This window comes from Paenibacillus sp. J22P277, from assembly GCF_059383675.1.
Genome location: NZ_JBXENS010000016.1, coordinates 1 through 16,846, shown reverse-complemented (window position 1 = coordinate 16,846; position 16,846 = coordinate 1). Strand labels below are relative to the sequence as shown.

At 55.8% G+C, this 16,846-nt stretch carries 16 protein-coding genes; 1 reads left to right on the top strand and 15 read right to left on the bottom strand.

Features of this window, described 5'->3' with window-relative positions; translation table 11 throughout:
• Position 1: 1 nt before the first annotated feature.
• From rlmB to AC50YL_RS35220, 8 genes are all read right to left on the bottom strand, one after another.
• Positions 2-763, bottom strand: coding sequence for a 23S rRNA (guanosine(2251)-2'-O)-methyltransferase RlmB (gene rlmB, locus AC50YL_RS35255; protein WP_494838064.1), 762 nt, complete (start codon positions 761-763; stop codon positions 2-4).
• On the bottom strand, positions 750-1,223 hold the full coding sequence (locus AC50YL_RS35250) for a Mini-ribonuclease 3 (RefSeq protein ID WP_494838109.1): 474 nt from the start codon (positions 1,221-1,223) through the stop codon (positions 750-752). The genes rlmB and AC50YL_RS35250 overlap by 14 nt, the downstream gene beginning before the upstream one ends.
• Complete coding sequence (gene cysS, locus AC50YL_RS35245; RefSeq protein WP_494838063.1) at positions 1,220-2,620, bottom strand: cysteine--tRNA ligase; 1,401 nt, start codon at positions 2,618-2,620, stop codon at positions 1,220-1,222. Before cysS ends, AC50YL_RS35250 begins: the two co-directional genes overlap by 4 nt.
• Positions 2,617-3,330 (bottom strand): serine O-acetyltransferase, encoded by a 714-nt coding sequence (gene cysE / locus AC50YL_RS35240; protein WP_494838061.1) that lies wholly within the window; start codon positions 3,328-3,330, stop codon positions 2,617-2,619. The genes cysS and cysE overlap by 4 nt, the downstream gene beginning before the upstream one ends.
• A 466-nt stretch (positions 3,331-3,796) precedes the next feature.
• Positions 3,797-5,254 carry a glutamate--tRNA ligase gene (gene gltX / locus AC50YL_RS35235; protein WP_494838059.1) on the bottom strand — a complete coding sequence of 486 codons (1,458 nt, stop codon included), beginning with the start codon at positions 5,252-5,254 and terminating at the stop codon, positions 3,797-3,799.
• Positions 5,255-5,293: 39 nt separating this feature from the next.
• Positions 5,294-5,779, bottom strand: a complete 486-nt coding sequence (ispF, locus tag AC50YL_RS35230; RefSeq protein ID WP_494838057.1) for a 2-C-methyl-D-erythritol 2,4-cyclodiphosphate synthase — start codon at positions 5,777-5,779, stop codon at positions 5,294-5,296.
• Positions 5,776-6,438 (bottom strand): 2-C-methyl-D-erythritol 4-phosphate cytidylyltransferase, encoded by a 663-nt coding sequence (gene ispD / locus AC50YL_RS35225; RefSeq protein WP_494838107.1) that lies wholly within the window; start codon positions 6,436-6,438, stop codon positions 5,776-5,778. The genes ispF and ispD overlap by 4 nt, the downstream gene beginning before the upstream one ends.
• A 151-nt stretch (positions 6,439-6,589) precedes the next feature.
• Positions 6,590-7,684: a PIN/TRAM domain-containing protein gene (locus tag AC50YL_RS35220; protein WP_494838055.1), complete on the bottom strand. Its 1,095-nt coding sequence runs from the start codon at positions 7,682-7,684 to the stop codon at positions 6,590-6,592.
• 188 nt (positions 7,685-7,872) lie between these two features.
• Here AC50YL_RS35220 and AC50YL_RS35215 point away from each other — a divergent pair, with 188 nt between their 5' ends.
• Positions 7,873-8,268 (top strand): nucleoside triphosphate pyrophosphohydrolase family protein, encoded by a 396-nt coding sequence (locus AC50YL_RS35215; RefSeq protein ID WP_494838053.1) that lies wholly within the window; start codon positions 7,873-7,875, stop codon positions 8,266-8,268.
• Between the two features lie 101 nt (positions 8,269-8,369).
• Here AC50YL_RS35215 and pssA read toward each other — a convergent pair whose 3' ends face one another.
• From pssA to AC50YL_RS35180, 7 genes are all read right to left on the bottom strand, one after another.
• The gene (gene pssA / locus AC50YL_RS35210) at positions 8,370-9,125 is read right to left on the bottom strand and encodes a CDP-diacylglycerol--serine O-phosphatidyltransferase (protein WP_494838052.1); all 756 of its coding nucleotides are present in this window, start codon (positions 9,123-9,125) and stop codon (positions 8,370-8,372) included.
• 158 nt (positions 9,126-9,283) lie between these two features.
• Positions 9,284-10,360, bottom strand: coding sequence for a DNA integrity scanning diadenylate cyclase DisA (gene disA, locus AC50YL_RS35205; RefSeq protein WP_494838106.1), 1,077 nt, complete (start codon positions 10,358-10,360; stop codon positions 9,284-9,286).
• Between the two features lie 13 nt (positions 10,361-10,373).
• Positions 10,374-11,741: a DNA repair protein RadA gene (radA, locus tag AC50YL_RS35200; protein WP_494838050.1), complete on the bottom strand. Its 1,368-nt coding sequence runs from the start codon at positions 11,739-11,741 to the stop codon at positions 10,374-10,376.
• 137 nt (positions 11,742-11,878) lie between these two features.
• Complete coding sequence (locus AC50YL_RS35195) at positions 11,879-14,338, bottom strand: ATP-dependent Clp protease ATP-binding subunit (protein WP_494838048.1); 2,460 nt, start codon at positions 14,336-14,338, stop codon at positions 11,879-11,881.
• A gap of 2 nt (positions 14,339-14,340) precedes the next feature.
• On the bottom strand, positions 14,341-15,420 hold the full coding sequence (gene mcsB, locus AC50YL_RS35190) for a protein-arginine kinase McsB (RefSeq protein ID WP_494838047.1): 1,080 nt from the start codon (positions 15,418-15,420) through the stop codon (positions 14,341-14,343).
• A gap of 14 nt (positions 15,421-15,434) precedes the next feature.
• Positions 15,435-15,971 carry a protein-arginine kinase activator protein McsA gene (mcsA, locus tag AC50YL_RS35185; RefSeq protein WP_494838045.1) on the bottom strand — a complete coding sequence of 179 codons (537 nt, stop codon included), beginning with the start codon at positions 15,969-15,971 and terminating at the stop codon, positions 15,435-15,437.
• A gap of 35 nt (positions 15,972-16,006) precedes the next feature.
• Positions 16,007-16,468, bottom strand: coding sequence for a CtsR family transcriptional regulator (locus AC50YL_RS35180; protein ID WP_161747255.1), 462 nt, complete (start codon positions 16,466-16,468; stop codon positions 16,007-16,009).
• Positions 16,469-16,846: the final 378 nt, after the last annotated feature.

Sequence of the window (16,846 nt, the reverse complement as noted above, 5' to 3'; positions counted from 1 at the left end):
GTTACTTGCCAAGACGCTGCCGCAATACTTCATACATCAGCACGCCGGCAGCGACGGACGCATTCAACGAATTCAACTGTCCGTGCATGGGAAGCTTGATCAGAAAATCGCATTTCTCGCGGATCAGCCTTCCGATTCCCTTGGCTTCGTTGCCGATGACGATGGCAAGCGGCATATCGAATTTCATGCCGGAAGCGAACACGTCCCGCTCCGCGCCGACATCCGCGCCCGCAACCCAGACGCCCGCTTCCTTGAGCTTGTCGATCGTTTGCGCCATATTCGTTATCCGCGCAACCGGCACGTATTCGACCGCGCCCGCCGAAGTCTTGCTTACCGTTGCCGTCAAGGAAGCAGACCGGCGCTTCGGAATGACGACGCCGTGCACGCCCGTGCACTCCGCCGTCCGGAGAATCGAGCCCAGGTTGTGCGGATCCTCGATCTCGTCGAGCAGCAGAAAGAACGGCATCTCGCCGCTTTCCTTCGCGCGCGCCAGCAGCTCCTCCACTTCGAAATAACGGTAAGCCGCAGCCTGTGCGACGACTCCTTGGTGAGCGGCGCCGTCCACCATTTGATCCAGCTTGCGCTTATCGACAATCTGCACGACAAGCCCTGCTTTCTTGGCTTCCAGCATAATCGGCTGGGCGTTCTTCTGCGCTTGCTCCGCCACCCAAATCTTGTTGATCTCGCGTCCGGAACGCAGTGCCTCCATCACGGGGTGTTTGCCCGCGATCCATTCCTGCGATTCTTCTTCATGCTCGCGCATCTTGATTCTCCTTCGTCTTGCCGTGGTCTTCCGCTTCGATGGCATCGCCGATCGCGATCGCCATCAGCTCGCGCAGACGCCCGACCTGCTTTCCGTAGTAAAGGTACCCGACGAGGCACTCCAATGCCGTCGCCTGTTGATAGTGAGCGGGATCCGCATTTTTCGGCACGGTGCCGGACTTCGCGTTGCGTCCCCGCCGCACGATGTCCGCTTCCTCTTCCGTCAGATGAGGCCGCCATTTCTCCAAGATGAGGAACTGCGCTTTGGCCGACACGAACTGCGTCGCCTGCCTGTGCAGGTGATGCGGCTTATGATTGGGCAGCGAAATGAGATATTGCCGTACGAACACCTCGTATACCGCATCGCCGATGTAAGCGAGCACGATGGGATTCATAAGGTTGACGGGTTTCGTCGGCTCGTGAAACCAGAGGTTCAGGTCTTCCGGATGCCCGTCGGTCATTTGCGTTTCCAACGAATGCCTTGCGGCGTATCTTCCAGAATAATGCCTTGATCGTTCAACAGGTCGCGAATCTCGTCGGCCCGTTTCCAATTCTTGCTGGCTCGCGCTTCCGTCCGTTCCAAGATCAGTGCGTCGATCTCGTCGTCCAGCAGCTCTTCCTCGGCCGGCAATAGTCCGAATACGCGATCGAACGACTCGAACGCTTCAAGCAACAACCGCAGCGCTTCCGGGGAGACAACCGAACGCTGCAGATGCAGATTCGTCTCGCTCACCAGCTCGAATACCGCGGTGATGGCATCGGGCGTATTGAAGTCATCGTCCATTTTGGCATTGAACTGTGCTTTGATGTCCGCGACACGCGCTTGCAGCGCAGCCAGTTCTTCTCCCGGCGCGCTGACCGCGGCCGCCATCCGGTGCTTGATGTTCGACACGGAATTGGCGATGCGCTCGATGCTGTTCTCCGCCTGCGCGATCGTTTCGTCGCTGAAATTAAGCGGACTGCGGTAATGCGCCGACAGCATGAAATAGCGAATGACCGCCGGTTTGATCCGCGTCAGCATATCCTGCACCGTGACCCCGTTGCCGAGCGACTTGGACATTTTCTCGTTATTGATGTTGATATAGCCGTTATGCATCCAGTAATTGGCGAGCGGCTTGCCCGTCACCGATTCCGACTGCGCGATTTCGCACTCGTGATGCGGGAATTGCAGGTCATGCCCGCCGCCGTGGATATCGAGCGTATCGCCCAAGTATTTACGCGCCATCGCCGAGCATTCGATATGCCAGCCCGGACGGCCTTGGCCCCAGGGGCTCGCCCAGTTGATCTCGCCGGGCTTCGCCGCTTTCCAGAGCACGAAATCCTGGCCGTTCTCTTTGCGCTCGTCCACGCCGATCCGGATGCCGAGCTGCAGCTCCTCCAAATTCTGATGCGACAGCTTGCCGTAATCCGGAAACGTGCTCGTACGGAAGAAAACGTCGCCGCCGTTCTCGTAGGCATGCCCGTGCGCAACCAGTTCTTCGATCAACGCGATGATCTCCGGAATGTTCTCCGTCACCCGCGGGTTGATCGTCGCTTTATGAATGCCGAGGCCTTCGATGTTCTCGTAGAAAGCCGCTATGAAGCGCTCGGCCACTTCCGGTACCGTCGTTCCGAGCTGCTCTGCTTTGCGGATCAATTTGTCGTCGACGTCGGTAAAGTTAACCACGTAATTCACGTCGTAATCGAGCGATTCCAAATAACGGCGAACAACGTCGAAGAATATTGCGGGACGCGCATTGCCGATATGAATGTAGTCATAGACCGTCGGTCCGCAAACGTACATGTTTACTTTACCCGGCACGAGGGACTTGAAATCTTCCTTCTCGCGGGTCAACGTATTATAAATGCGCAGGGTCATGATCTTGTTTCTCCTCCCGCCACAGGCTGTTTATGTTTCTCGTGTCTTTCTTGCTTATCCTGTCTTTCTTGCTTATCCTGTCGTTCCATCTCCAATTCCGCCCGCAGTTCCGCCACTTCCTTCTGCATGGCGCGCAGCATCTCGATAACGGGATCGGGGAGCTGCGTGTGGTCGAGTCGATCGGCGACCCGGGCGCCGTTGCGCTTGACGATCCGCCCCGGGATGCCGACGACCGTGCTGTTGGCCGGAACCTCCCGAAGCACGACGGAATTCGCGCCGATATTCACATTGTCTCCAACCTTGAACGAGCCTAGAACCTTGGCGCCGGATGCAAGGACGACATTATTGCCGATCGTCGGATGCCGCTTGCCCTTTTCTTTCCCCGTGCCGCCCAGCGTGACGCCTTGATAGATGATGACGTTGTCGCCGATTTCGCAGGTTTCGCCGATGACGATGCCCATCCCGTGATCGATGAACAAGCGTTCGCCGATTCGCGCCCCGGGATGAATCTCGATGCCGGTGAAAAACCGGCTCGTCTGCGAAATGATCCGCGCGAGCGTGAACCACTTGCGCTTGAACAAGGCGTGCGCGATCCGGTGCGCCCAGATGGCATGCAGCCCCGAATAGGTGAATACGACCTCGAACATGTTACGGGCGGCGGGGTCGTTCTCAAGCACAGCTTGGATGTCGGATTTCATATTGCGCAGCATGGTCAAGCCCCCTCTCTCTACCGAACCAAGATGACAATCTTTGCCCCGAATCTGAAAGCGAAATAAAAAGCCCCCGCAGCCTATTGAGGCTGCAGAGGCGTATTCACGCGGTTCCACTCTGCTTCGCAGCGCCTGCATGGGCAAGCGCGAACGTTCTTATTCGCCCGTAACGAGGACGATATCGTCATCACCCACCCTGCGCGCGGCAGTTCGGAGATGCGGCTCCCAGGCGCAATGTTTATCTCCGGAAATCGGCGACTTCCACCCGATCGAACTTTAACCATGCATGCACGGCTCCATTCGAAAGGTCGCCATCTCTGAAATTCCCGTTTGAAATAAACGATCCTGTTCGTTGCCTTATGGATGTAAACGAAGCTGATCGAGTTAAAGATAATTACCTCAAGTATAGCCCACAGTCCTAGAACTGACAAGTGGCCTCCGCCCGGACATTGTCCGTATCCGCCGATTAACCCAAGCGGGCCAGCAGACGTTCCTGCACCTTCGCTTGTCCGAGCAGGACGATGGTCGCATTCAAATCGGGACCGTGCGTCTGGCCCGTCAAGGCGGCGCGTATCGGCATGAACAATTGCTTGCCCTTGAAGCCGGTCGCCTGCTGCACGGATTTGATCGCCGCTTTGATCCCGTCGACGTTCAATTGCTCCATGGCCTTGACCTGGTCCAGGAACGCCGCAAGCACGACCGGAACCTGTTCTTCCGCAAGCACGGCTATCGCTTCTTCCTCGTCTGCGGGGTTTGCCAGGAAAAACAGTTCCGTCAGCGGCACGATCTCCGAAGCGGACCGGAGCTTATCTTGGTACAGTGCCACGAGATCGTTGACCCAGCCGCGCTGGCTCTCGGACAACACGCCCGTCACCCGTCCAGCCGTCTCCAAATGCGGAAGACAGAGTTCCACGACCCGGGAAAGCTCGGTCTTCTTCAGATATTCATTGTTCATCCAAGCCAGCTTGTTCGTATCGAATACGGCCGGGCTCTTGCTCAGGCGGTTGGCCGTGAACGCGGCGACCAGCTCTTCGCGCGTGAAGATCTCCTGCTCGCCCTCCGGCGACCAGCCCAACAACGCGATGAAATTAAACATCGCTTCCGGCAAATACCCAAGCTTGTCGTACTGCTCGATGAACTGAATGATCGATTCGTCGCGTTTGCTCAGCTTCTTGCGGGTCTCGTTCACGATCAGCGTCATGTGACCGAAAACCGGCGGCTCCCAGCCCAACGCTTCGTAAATCATCAGCTGGCGCGGCGTATTGGAAATATGGTCTTCCCCGCGGAGCACATGGCTGATCGCCATCAAATGGTCATCCAGCGCCACGGCGAAATTGTAAGTCGGAATGCCGTCCTTCTTCACGATGACGAAATCGCCGATGCCATCGGATTCAAAGCTGATCTGCCCTTTGACCAGGTCGTCGAACGTATACGTTTTGTTCTCGGGCACGCGGAAACGGATGCTCGGTATGCGGCCATCCGCTTCGAACGCGGCCCGCTCCTCCGCCGTCAAATTGCGGTGCTTGCCGGAATAGCGGGGCATCTCGCCGCGGGTCGTCTGCTCTTCCCGCTCCTGCTCCAGCTCTTCCTCCGTGCAATAGCATTTATAAGCAAGGCCGCGATCAAGCAGCTCCTGCCAGTATTCGCGGTAAATATCCAGCCGTTCCGTTTGGCGATACGGACCGTAGCCTCCGCCGATATCCACGCTCTCGTCCCACGTAATGCCGAGCCATTTCAAATACGTCAGTTGACTCTCCTCGCCGCCCGCGACGTTCCGCTTGACGTCGGTGTCTTCGATCCGGATAATGAATTTTCCGCCGAGGTTGCGGGCGAACAAATAATTGAATAAGGCCGTTCTGGCGTTGCCGATATGCAAATGCCCCGTCGGCGAGGGCGCATAACGCACTCTGATTTGATCGGACATGACCTGTCGATCCCTCCCGTCATCTATCGTATTGGTGAATCATAGCATAACCTTCACGAGGCAGACAACCGCCTGCGCGGCAATCCCTTCACCCCGCCCCGTGAAGCCGAGCTGCTCCGTCGTCGTCGCTTTCACGTTCACTTGCGTGCGCTCTTCCGCTTCGAGCGCGCCTGCGATAACGTCAACCATCTGTGGGATATACGGCGCCATCTTCGGCCGTTGCGCGATGATCGTCGCATCCACGTTGCCGAGTTTATAGCCCCGTTCCTTGATCAGCCCCCAGATATGCTCCAGAAGCTTCAGGCTATCCGCGTCCTTGAAGGCCGGATCCGTATCCGGAAAATGCTTCCCGATATCACCGAGGCCCAGCGCCCCCAGCACTGCGTCGCTGATCGCATGCAGCAGCACGTCCGCATCGGAATGGCCGAGCAATCCCCGTTCGTATGGAATCGTAACGCCCCCAATGATGCATGGTCGCCCTTCCACCAGCTGATGCACGTCAAAACCTTGTCCCACTCGAATCATGTGTCCGCTCTTCTCCCCCGCTCGCCGCTTGCCAGCAGAAATTCCGCGTATGGCAAATCATCCGGCGTCGTTATTTTGATATTCGTGTAATCCCCTTCGGCAACCGATACCGATACCCCGAGCCGCTCGACCGCCATCGCGTCGTCGGTTCCCACGAAACGGTCGTCCGCCGCCTGCCGAAGTCCTCGTTCCAGCAGAGAACGGCGAAAAGCTTGCGGCGTTTGAATCGCCCACAAGCTTCGCCGTTCAGGGGTCGCGGTAATGACGCCGCCTTCGTTCACCTGCTTAATCGTATCTTTCACGGGAACAGCCAGCACGGCGGCGCCCGTCATTGCCGCTTTCGCCATGCAGGCTCGAACCGCCCGATGAGTCGCGAACGGCCGTACGCCGTCATGCACCATCACCCAATCGACGTCTCCGCTTAAGACTTCCAGCCCCAGCTGCACGGAATGCTGACGCTCGCTGCCGCCCGCGGCGACCGATTTCACTTTATGAAGTCCATACTGGGGAATCCATGCCTCGCAGCGCCCCACGTCCTGCTGACCGACGACCACGCAAACTTCCGCGATCTCGTCCATGGTTTCGAACGTCTCCAAGGTGTGAACGAGAATAGGCTTGTCCCGCAGCAGCAAGTACTGCTTGCTCTCCGCCGTCCCCATCCGGGTTCCGCGTCCTGCCGCCACGACGACGACGCCCCATTTTGCAACTGCCTCTGCCAATGCCATCAACCGCCCCGACGCAGACTTCGATCATCCCTTCGGCCAAAACGAGCGCCGGCAGGGAAAATCATCCGTGTACTATCATACCGCGTTACTGCGCTTTTTCCAACAGCTTCGGCTTGGCGAAAATCATTCTTCCCGCGGATGTCTGCAGCACGCTCGTCACCAGGACTTCCATCGTGGTACCGATGTAGTCGCGGCCGCCTTCCACGACGATCATCGTGCCGTCGTCCAGGTAAGCGACGCCTTGACCGTGTTCCTTGCCGTCCTTAATGACCTGCACGACGATTTCTTCGCCCGGCAGCACGACCGGCTTCACCGCATTGGCGAGATCATTGATGTTCAGGACGGACACGCCCTGAAGCTCGCAGACCTTGTTCAGGTTGAAATCGTTCGTGACGACCTTGCCATGCAGCACTTTGGCCAGCTTTACGAGCTTGCTGTCCACTTCGCCGTCTTCCATGTCGCCTTCGTAGATCAGCACTTTGACGTCCAGCTCTTTCTGGATCTTGTTGAGGATGTCTAGCCCCCTGCGGCCGCGGTTGCGTTTGAGGAGATCCGACGAGTCCGCGATATGCTGCAGCTCCTCCAGCACGAATTCCGGAATGACAAGCGTCCCCTCGATAAACCCGGTCTTGCAAATATCCGCGATCCGGCCGTCGATGATCACGCTGGTATCCAGAATCTTGTGCTCCTCGTACGTGCTCTCTTCGTCCTGCTGCCGGACCGACTTCGCGCTCCGTTCGGTAAAAGCCGCGATGCGTTCCGCCAGTTCCTCGCGTTTGTTCAAACCGATTCGCATGCCCGCATAGCCGAAGAAAACGGTCAACGCAACGGGAATCATCATCCATGCGCCGCTAAGCCCGGACAGAGCCGGATACAAAAGTGCCGAAAGCGCCAATCCGCCAAGCAGCCCGGCTCCGCCGGAAAACAGTTCCGCCGTCGGTACGGCCGACACCCGTTCCGCGCCTTGCCGCATCCATTTCTCCAATGGAGCCGCCAATACCGATGCCAATACGAGCCCGCATATCGCGCCGATAACCACGCTGTAATAGCTTCCCGAATGCTGCATAATTCCGCTCGCAGGCGCCGCCCAGCTTAAGCCGCTGTTAACGGAGCCGAATAGTTGTGCTCCCATAACGCCGCCAAATACCAATCCCATCCCTTGAATCATTCGTTTCATCATATAAATCCACCTCCATTACAATTATGTTCCAATTATTGTCACGTTAATCGCCTGGAGGGCGGGAATGCATTAGAAATTATTAACTTCGGCGATTATCGGGACAAATCGTTCAAATCCGTTTTGAAATGATCCGCATTGGGGCTTATAATAGTACCAAAGCAACCCATTCCCGAAATGAGGTGGAACCGATGAATGCACCAACGTTGGAGCAATTCCAGCAGCAAGTGTCCGAACTGCTGCTGCGTCATCGCAGCTTGTTGGACGTCATGTCCAAATACGGACAGTCCGGCGCTTCCGTGAACCGCGCGGTCGCCAAATCCGTCACTGAATGCGGATGCATCGAATTGAATGCCCGCAAGCAGCAGTATGAAGACGATTTCAATTTAGAGAAGGCTAAGACGAAGCTTCATCACCACATCAACGGCGAACTATGCGAGCATTGCAAGGAAGCCATTCAGAACGAGCTGGGACGCAACCTTTTCTATATGTCGGCCATGGCGAATCTGCTCGACATCAAGCTCGACGATGTTATCGAACGCGAATCGGATAAGTGCAGCACGCTTGGACTGTTTAATTTAACGTAATGAACGAACCGTCGGCATTGGGATCGGAACCAGGAATATAACAAAGACCGCCCGGCCTCTCGATTAGGAGAGATCGGGCGGTCTTTATCTTATTGCGCGAATCAAGCGCTGTGTTCGCTGTGAACCGCCGGTTCTTCTTGAAGCTGGTTTTCCAAACGGCGTTTGCGTTTTTTATTCGGGAGGCGCCGATCAACGTTTTTTTTTAAGCCATAGAGCGCGTAAAGCACCAACGGCACGAAAATAATTTTGGATAAGTGGTGCGGGAACAAGATGCCGAGGGCAACCGCGACGACGACGATAATCGGAACGACCCAGATCGCGTTCTTCGGAATGCCAAGCTTCTTGAAGTTGGGATAACGGATCGTGCTGACCATCAGGAACGAAAGGACGAGCGTGCTGATCATCAACACGGAGATCGTAATGTCCTTGTGGAATAACGCCAACGTAGCCAAAACGCCGCCCGCCGCAGGGATCGGAAGGCCGATGAAATAACCCGGCATGCTGGAAATGACGTTGAACCTCGCCAACCGCAGCGCTCCGCAAATCGGAAATAGCGCGGTGATGATCCATGCCGGTGCCGGATTCAATTCTTGGAACGCGACGCTGTACATAATGAACGCCGGCGCCACGCCGAAGGAAATGACATCCGATAAAGAATCCAATTCTTTGCCAAATTCGCTTTGCGCGTTAAGTGCCCGCGCTACCCGTCCATCGACGCCGTCCATGAGCATGGCGATGATAACCATCATCGCGGCCAGCTCCGGCTTGGCGTTATCGGGAAAGATCAGAATAACGGCAATTATGCCTAAAAACAAATTCGCCACCGTAAAAAGACTCGGTATCGACTTCGTGATCATTTGCTCCACCTCATCTTTACTATGCCCCAAAACTGCAAAAATACAGTAATGGAGGGCAAACTTGAGAAAAAACTTCTATTCTGAAGTTTCGCTAACGACAAAGGTGTGAATTGTAAGTTGTACCCAGCTTCTGTCTGCATTCCCTCATTGTATGGGATTTAAATTTGTCTGTCAATGAACATCTGCTCTTGGATCCGCTTCAAGCCTTCCTTGATCGTTCGGGCGCGCACCTCGCCGATGCCGTCCACGGAATCCAATTCCTCGATCGTCGCCATCAGAACATGGGGCAACGTGCCGAACCGTTCGACCAGGTTATTGATGATTCCGGCAGGGAGTCTCGGAATCCGGCTGAGCAGCCGGTAACCGCGAGGCGCCACCATTTCCTCGGAAACCGCGTTGAAACCGCCATACCCCAACAGCTTTAGGATTTGCGGCAGATCGAGCAGTTCCTCGGAGCTGAGCTTGCGGATATTCGTGCGAGTCTCCTTTACCCGATCCTCGGAAGGATCCTTCGCGTAATCCTTCAGCAGGAACCAGGCTTCCTCCTCCACGCCGCCGACCAGTTCATCCATCTGCATACTGATCAGCCGGCCTTCCGTTCCGAGCTCGTTGACGTAGCGTTTGATTTCCATTTTGACGCGAATGACCATTTCCACCCGCTTGATGACGTGCGCCACTTCCTGCAACGTGACCATCTCCTCGAACTCCAGCGCGGACAGGTTCGTGAAGGACTGGCCGAGTACCACTTTGTATTTCTCCAGCGTCTGTATGGCTTGGTTGGCTTTGGTCAGAATGACGCCCATTTCCTTTAACGCATATCGGAATTGCCCTTGGTACAACGTGATGATATTCCGCCGCTGCGAGATGGATACGACCAGCTTTCCCGTTTGCTTAGCCACGCGTTCCGCCGTCCGATGCCGAATCCCGGTCTCGATGGATGAGATCGAGCTGTCCGGGATGAGTTGCGTGTTCGCGTACAAGATCCGTTTGCGGTCCTCGCTCAGTATGATGGCGCCGTCCATTTTGGCCAGCTCGTATAAATAGTTCGGGGAAAAATCGCAGTTGATGGAAAATCCGCCATCGACCACCTCCATCACTTCCGGACTGTAGCCGACAACGATGAGCGCCCCCGTCTTCGCCCGCAGCACGTTATCGAGCCCTTCGCGAAACGCCATCCCGGGCGCGACCATCTGGAGGAGCTGATTGACCATTTCTGCTTGGTTCGACTCTTTCATCATCTTCCCCCCTTTATCCGAATGCCGCGGACAGCGCTTCTGCTACCGTCTCGACGCCAATGATCTCGATCCCCTTAGGCGGGGTCCAGCCCTTCAAGCTCTTCTTGGGCATGATGACGCGCTTGAAGCCCAGCTTCTGTGCTTCCTTCACCCGTTGTTCCGCACGTGAAACCGCCCTTACTTCGCCCGTTAACCCGATTTCGCCGAAAAACACGTCGAACGGTCTTGTCGGCGCATCGCGAAAGCTCGATGCAATGCATACCGCTGCCGCCAAATCGACCGCCGGCTCATCAAGCCGGATCCCGCCCGCCACGTTCAGGTAGGCATCCTGCGTCTGCAGGAACATGCCCATCCGTTTCTCCAGCACAGCGACGATCAGCGTCATCCGGTTGTGGTCAATGCCTGTCGCCATCCGCCGAGGCGAGGGAAAATTCGTCGTTGCTACGAGGGCTTGCATCTCGACAAGGACAGGTCTTGTGCCCTCCATGCTGGCCACGACGGTCGATCCCGACACGCCCATCGGCCGCTCGGACAAGAACAGCTCGGACGGATTGCTTACTTCCCGCAGTCCTTCTTCCACCATTTCGAAGATGCCGATTTCGTTCGTGGAGCCGAACCGGTTCTTCACCGCCCGTAATAACCGATAGGTATGATGACGCTCGCCTTCGAAATACAGCACGCAATCCACCATATGCTCGAGCATCCGCGGGCCCGCGATGGCGCCTTCCTTGGTGACATGCCCGACCAGCACGGTCGCGATGCCTTTGATCTTGGCGACCCGCATGAAATGCGCCGTGCATTCACGAACTTGCGAGACGCTCCCCGGCGCCGACTGCACTTGCGGATCGTACACCGTCTGAATGGAATCGATGACGAGAAAATCGGGATTGACCGATTCGATCGCGTCATTGATTTGCTCCATGTTCGTTTCGCACAGCACGTATAGCGTTTCGGACAACGCTCCGAGGCGGTCGGCGCGCAGCCGCGTCTGCCGGACGGACTCCTCTCCGGAAATGTAAAGCACCGTCAGCTGCTTGGAAGCCAGCGCATGCGACGTTTGCAGCAGCAGCGTCGATTTGCCGATACCCGGGTCTCCCCCGACCAAAATGAGCGAACCCGGAACGACGCCGCCCCCGAGCACGCGGTTGAGTTCTTGATTGGTTGTCTCAATCCGCTTCTCCTGACCACTTTCTATATGTATGATAGGTCGCGGCTTTTCTTTCGTCTGAATGATCGATGAGCCCATGCCTTGCGTTTTGACGACCGTTTCCTTCTCTTCCACCATCGTATTCCACTGTCCGCATCCGGGACATTTCCCCATCCATTTGGGCGATTCGTTGCCGCATTCGGTGCATGCGAACTTGGTTTTAAGTTTTGCCATGAGCGGCTCCTTATGCAAAAGACGTATCTTTAAAAGTTTACCATTTCTATCGATGCGATTAAACCTTAATTTACGCTAAAAAATACCCTCCATCCCCTGCCTTGAAGCAGAAAGATGAAGGGTATTCGCGACTAAAGTTATTTCGTTGCCGTTTCTTCCGCCGCAGGCGCGCCGTCGGCGTGTGTCACCGTCAGCTCGCCATCCTTCTCATCGATGATGAGGGTATGGCCCTTGGCGATCTTGCCGAGCAGCAGATCCTCGGAGAGACGATCCTCGATATGCTTCTGGATCGCTCTGCGCAGCGGACGCGCGCCATACTGCGGATCGTAGCCTTCCTTCGCCAGAAACGCTTTCGCGGAATCCGTGAGCGTGAAATCGACTTCCTGCTCGCGCAGCCGTTTGCGAAGCTCCTCGGACATCAACGTTACGATTTGCGCGATATGCTCTTGATCCAGCGAATGGAACACGATCGTTTCGTCGATCCGGTTCAGGAACTCCGGACGGAAGCTCTTCTTCAGCTCCGCCAGCACTTTATCCTTCATGATGTTAAAGTCGCGGCCCGCATCCTGCGCGGCCGTGAAGCCAAGCGAGGAATTGCGTTTTATTTGATCGGCGCCGACGTTGGACGTCATGATGATCAACGTGTTGCGGAAGTCGACGACACGGCCCTTGGAGTCCGTCAGGCGGCCGTCTTCCAGCACTTGAAGCAGGATATTGAATACTTCCGGATGTGCTTTCTCGATTTCATCGAGCAGCACGACCGAATAAGGTTTGCGGCGAACTTTCTCCGTCAGCTGGCCGCCTTCTTCATAACCGACATAGCCTGGAGGCGCTCCGACGAGTCTGGATGTGGAGTGTTTCTCCATGTATTCCGACATGTCGATGCGAATCACCGCGTTCTCGTCGCCGAACATCGCTTCGGCAAGCGCGCGGGCGAGCTCCGTTTTACCGACCCCGGTCGGGCCGAGGAAGATAAACGAGCCCATCGGACGCTTCGGATCCTTCAACCCTGCGCGCGCTCTGCGGATTGCGCGGGAGACCGCTTTGACCGCTTCGCTTTGACCGATGACGCGGTCATGCAGGATGTCTTCCATATGCAACAGGCGCTGCGTCTCTTCCTCGGCCAGCTTCGATACCGGAATGCCGGTCCAGCTTGCGACCACTTGCGCGATATCTTCAGGCGTTACTTCGGAATCGGTACGGCCTTGTTTTTCTTTCCATTGGTTCTTCGTCACGTCGAGCTCTTCGCGGATCTTCTGTTCCGTGTCGCGGAGCGCGGCCGCTTTCTCGAACTCCTGGCTTTGAACGGCGGAGTCTTTTTCCTTGCGGATATCCTCCAGACGGTTTTCCAGCTGTTTGAGGTTAGGCGGAACCGTGTACGATTTCAATCTTACTTTGGAACTCGCCTCGTCGATAAGGTCGATCGCCTTGTCCGGGAGGAAGCGGTCCGTAATATAACGGTCCGACAGTTTTACGGCTTGCTCGATGGCTTCGTCCGTAATTTTCACCCGGTGATGCGCTTCATAGCGATCGCGAAGTCCATGCAGGATTTGAATCGCTTCTTCCGGCGACGGTTGATCAACCGTGATCGGTTGGAAACGACGCTCAAGCGCGGCGTCCTTCTCGATATATTTGCGGTATTCATCCAGCGTCGTTGCGCCGATGCACTGCAGCTCGCCGCGGGCAAGCGCCGGCTTCAGAATGTTCGACGCATCGATTGCGCCTTCAGCGCCGCCGGCACCGATCAGCGTATGAAGCTCATCGATGAACAACACGATGTTTCCCGCTTGACGAATTTCGTCCATGATTTTTTTGAGACGGTCTTCGAACTCGCCCCGATACTTCGTTCCGGCTACGACGGAGCCCATATCGAGCGTCATGACGCGTTTATCTCGGAGCGTTTCCGGAATTTCGCCGGCGATAATCTTTTGGGCAAGTCCTTCCGCGATGGCCGTCTTACCGACCCCTGGCTCCCCGATCAAGACCGGATTGTTTTTCGTTCTGCGGCTGAGCACTTGAATCACGCGCTCGATCTCTTTGCTCCGGCCGATGACCGGATCCAGATTGCCGTCTTTGGCATATGCCGTCAGATCGCGCGCAAGTCCATCAAGCGTTGGCGTGCTGACGTTAGCCGGCGCACCGTGATTGCTGGATACCGCTTCGCTGCTGCCGAGCAGCTGCAGCACTTGCTGGCGAGCCTTGTTCAGGCTGATGCCCAAGTTATTGAGCACGCGCGCCGCGACGCCTTCGCCTTCACGGATAAGACCGAGCAGGATATGCTCCGTGCCGACATACGTATGGCCCAGCTTGCGCGCCTCGTCCATCGAAAGCTCGATGACCTTCTTCGCGCGCGGCGTGTACGCGATATTGGTAGGTTGTTCTTGACCGCGTCCGATAAGGGTTTCCACTTCGTCTTGAATTTTCTCAAGGCTAAGTCCGAGCCCAATCAAAGCCTTCGCCGCGATTCCTTCCCCTTCACGGTTAAGACCGAGCAAGATATGCTCCGTGCCGATATTATTATGACCGAGACGAACCGCTTCTTCCTGCGCTAATGCGAGCACTTTCTGAGCCCGTTCGGTAAATCTCCCAAACATCATGTTCACACACCCCCATGATCGGATTCGCTATGCAACTGTTTGCGTATAAGTTCCGCGCGCCGGATATCCCGCAATTCAGGCGACATTTTTTCATGAAACACCTGTTGCAGGAAACCGGGCTGCGTTAATACCATCATTTCGTTCATCGCTTGCGGCGTTACGTCGCTGATCAACCCTAAATCGATCCCCAATCGAACATCGGACAAGCGTTGCGCCGCTTCTTTGGAGTCCATGATCATCGCATGGGACAGGATTCCGTAAGACCGCTGTACGCGATCCTCCAACCTTATCCTGGAATCCTCCAACAACCGCAGCCGCGCCGCGCGTTCGTGCTCGATGATTTGACGGGCAACATTGTGCAAATTCTCGATGATTTCCCCTTCGGACTGGCCGAGCGTAATCTGATTCGAGATTTGAAACAAATTGCCTGTCGCTTCGCTGCCTTCGCCGTATATGCCCCGAACCGCCAGCCCCACCTGCGTGATCGCCGACAGAATCCGGTTGATTTGCTGGGTCAGTACCAACCCCGGCAAATGCATCATGACCGACGAGCGGATCCCCGTGCCGACATTCGTCGGGCAGCTGGTTAAGTACCCTCTGCGTTCATCGAACGCATAATCGGTGACATCTTCAAAAATATCGTCAATGCGGCTCGCAAGCCCCCAAGCTTCCTTGATTTGAAAACCGGGATATAGGCATTGGATCCGCAAATGATCCTCTTCGTTCACCATAATGCTGACTGCTTCGTTCTCGCTCAGCATGACCGCTCCGCTGCGTGATTCATTGGCCAAATTCGGACTGATCAAATGCTTCTCCACGAGCACTCTGCGTTCAAGCTCGCTGAGCTGCGCCAACTCGATCGTCTCGAAAGAACCGTAATCCTGCAGCTTCCCGGTTTCCGCAACCGCAATGAGTTGTTGCATCACGTCATGCGCCTGCTGCTTCGTAGCCAGCATCGGAAACGGATGTCCCGTCAAATTACGGGCGATGCGAATCCGGCTGCTGATCACCACATCAGCATCAGGGCCGCTGCCTCTCATCCAGTCGCTCAGCGCTTCTTCGACATAAGACCGCTTCGACACTCTGATTCACCTTCCTAACCGTGCCTTTCGTCGACATCGGCTATATTGCGCTCCAGCTCGCGAATACGGTCCCTGATTTGGGCCGCATTCTCGAAATCCTCCTCTTCGATCCGCGTTTGCATATCCCGTCTAAGCGTTTCGATCTCGCGCTTGACTTGAATCTGCTCGCCGGCTCGCTTCGGAATTTTACCGACATGCGTCGTATTGCCGTGTACCCGTTTGAGAATCGGGTCAAGTTTGTTGCCAAACTTGGCATAGCAGCTACTGCAGCCGAACCGGCCCATTTTACTGAATTGCGTATACGTCAGCCCGCAGTTGTCGCAGCGGATCGGCTGAGCTTGAACGCCGAGAGCGTTCATCGCGCCCGCCTGCTCGAAATCCAGCAAGCCCGACAATAGGCTGTGGATGGAGAATCCGTTCGCCGTGCCGGGAATGCCTTCTCCCCGTTCACGCGCACAAGCTTCGCAAATATGAAACTCCGTTTTCTCCCCGTTCACGATCTTCGTAAAATGAAGCGTAGCCGGCTTCTTCTCGCATTCCTGACAAAGCATCCGCACTATCCCCTCCTCTTGCAAGGCTGCGCAGCCTACTTCATGAGCAGCGTGACGAGCATTGCCCGAAGCAGCCGTGCACGAATTTCGTCGCGCAGCGGGAGCTTCACAGCCAAGGAATCCCGGGAGACCGCCGCTCGAAGCAGGTTCGCTTCTCGCCGGGAGATCAGTTTCCCTTCCTCCAGCTGATAAATAACCCCTTCCGCCGTATCTTGGTCTACCTGTTCGCCGATTGTCTGGCCCAGGTGCTCCTGAAGGGCGGATAGCGTTGGCAGTTCCACGCGTTGGATGCGGATATATCCGCCGCCGCCTCGCTTGCTTTCCACGAAATAGCCTTTCTCCAGCGTGAAGCGGGTACTGATGACGTAATTGATTTGAGATGGCACGCAAGAAAAACGGTCCGCCAAATCATTGCGCTGCAGCTCCACTGCGCCGCCGGGGCTTTCCTTTAGCATATGCTTGAGGTACTGCTCGATGAGATCGGAAATGTTGCGCATTTCGCCAACCTCCCTAAAATGCCCAAACCACTCATTCAGCCAAGAAATCAAAATTTTTAGTCAAATTGACTTTGACTTTCTTTGACCTTGATTTTATTATACGCAATTTTCCCAAAAGGTCAAGCGGCCATCTGAATCGTTTTATCCCTTACCTTACTAGCTTGGGCGGATCGTGCCTATTTATACGCCTTGATGCGCGTATCCACAACATTCCGTGCAGCCTTATGCATACCACTATATGATTAACCATTCAAAAACGATTGCTAAACAACAAAAAACCGACTGCAGATCTGCAGTCGGTTCATCGTGCTTGGCAACGTCCTACTCTCCCAGGACCCTGCGGTCCAAGTACCATCGGCGCTGGAGGGCTTAACGGTC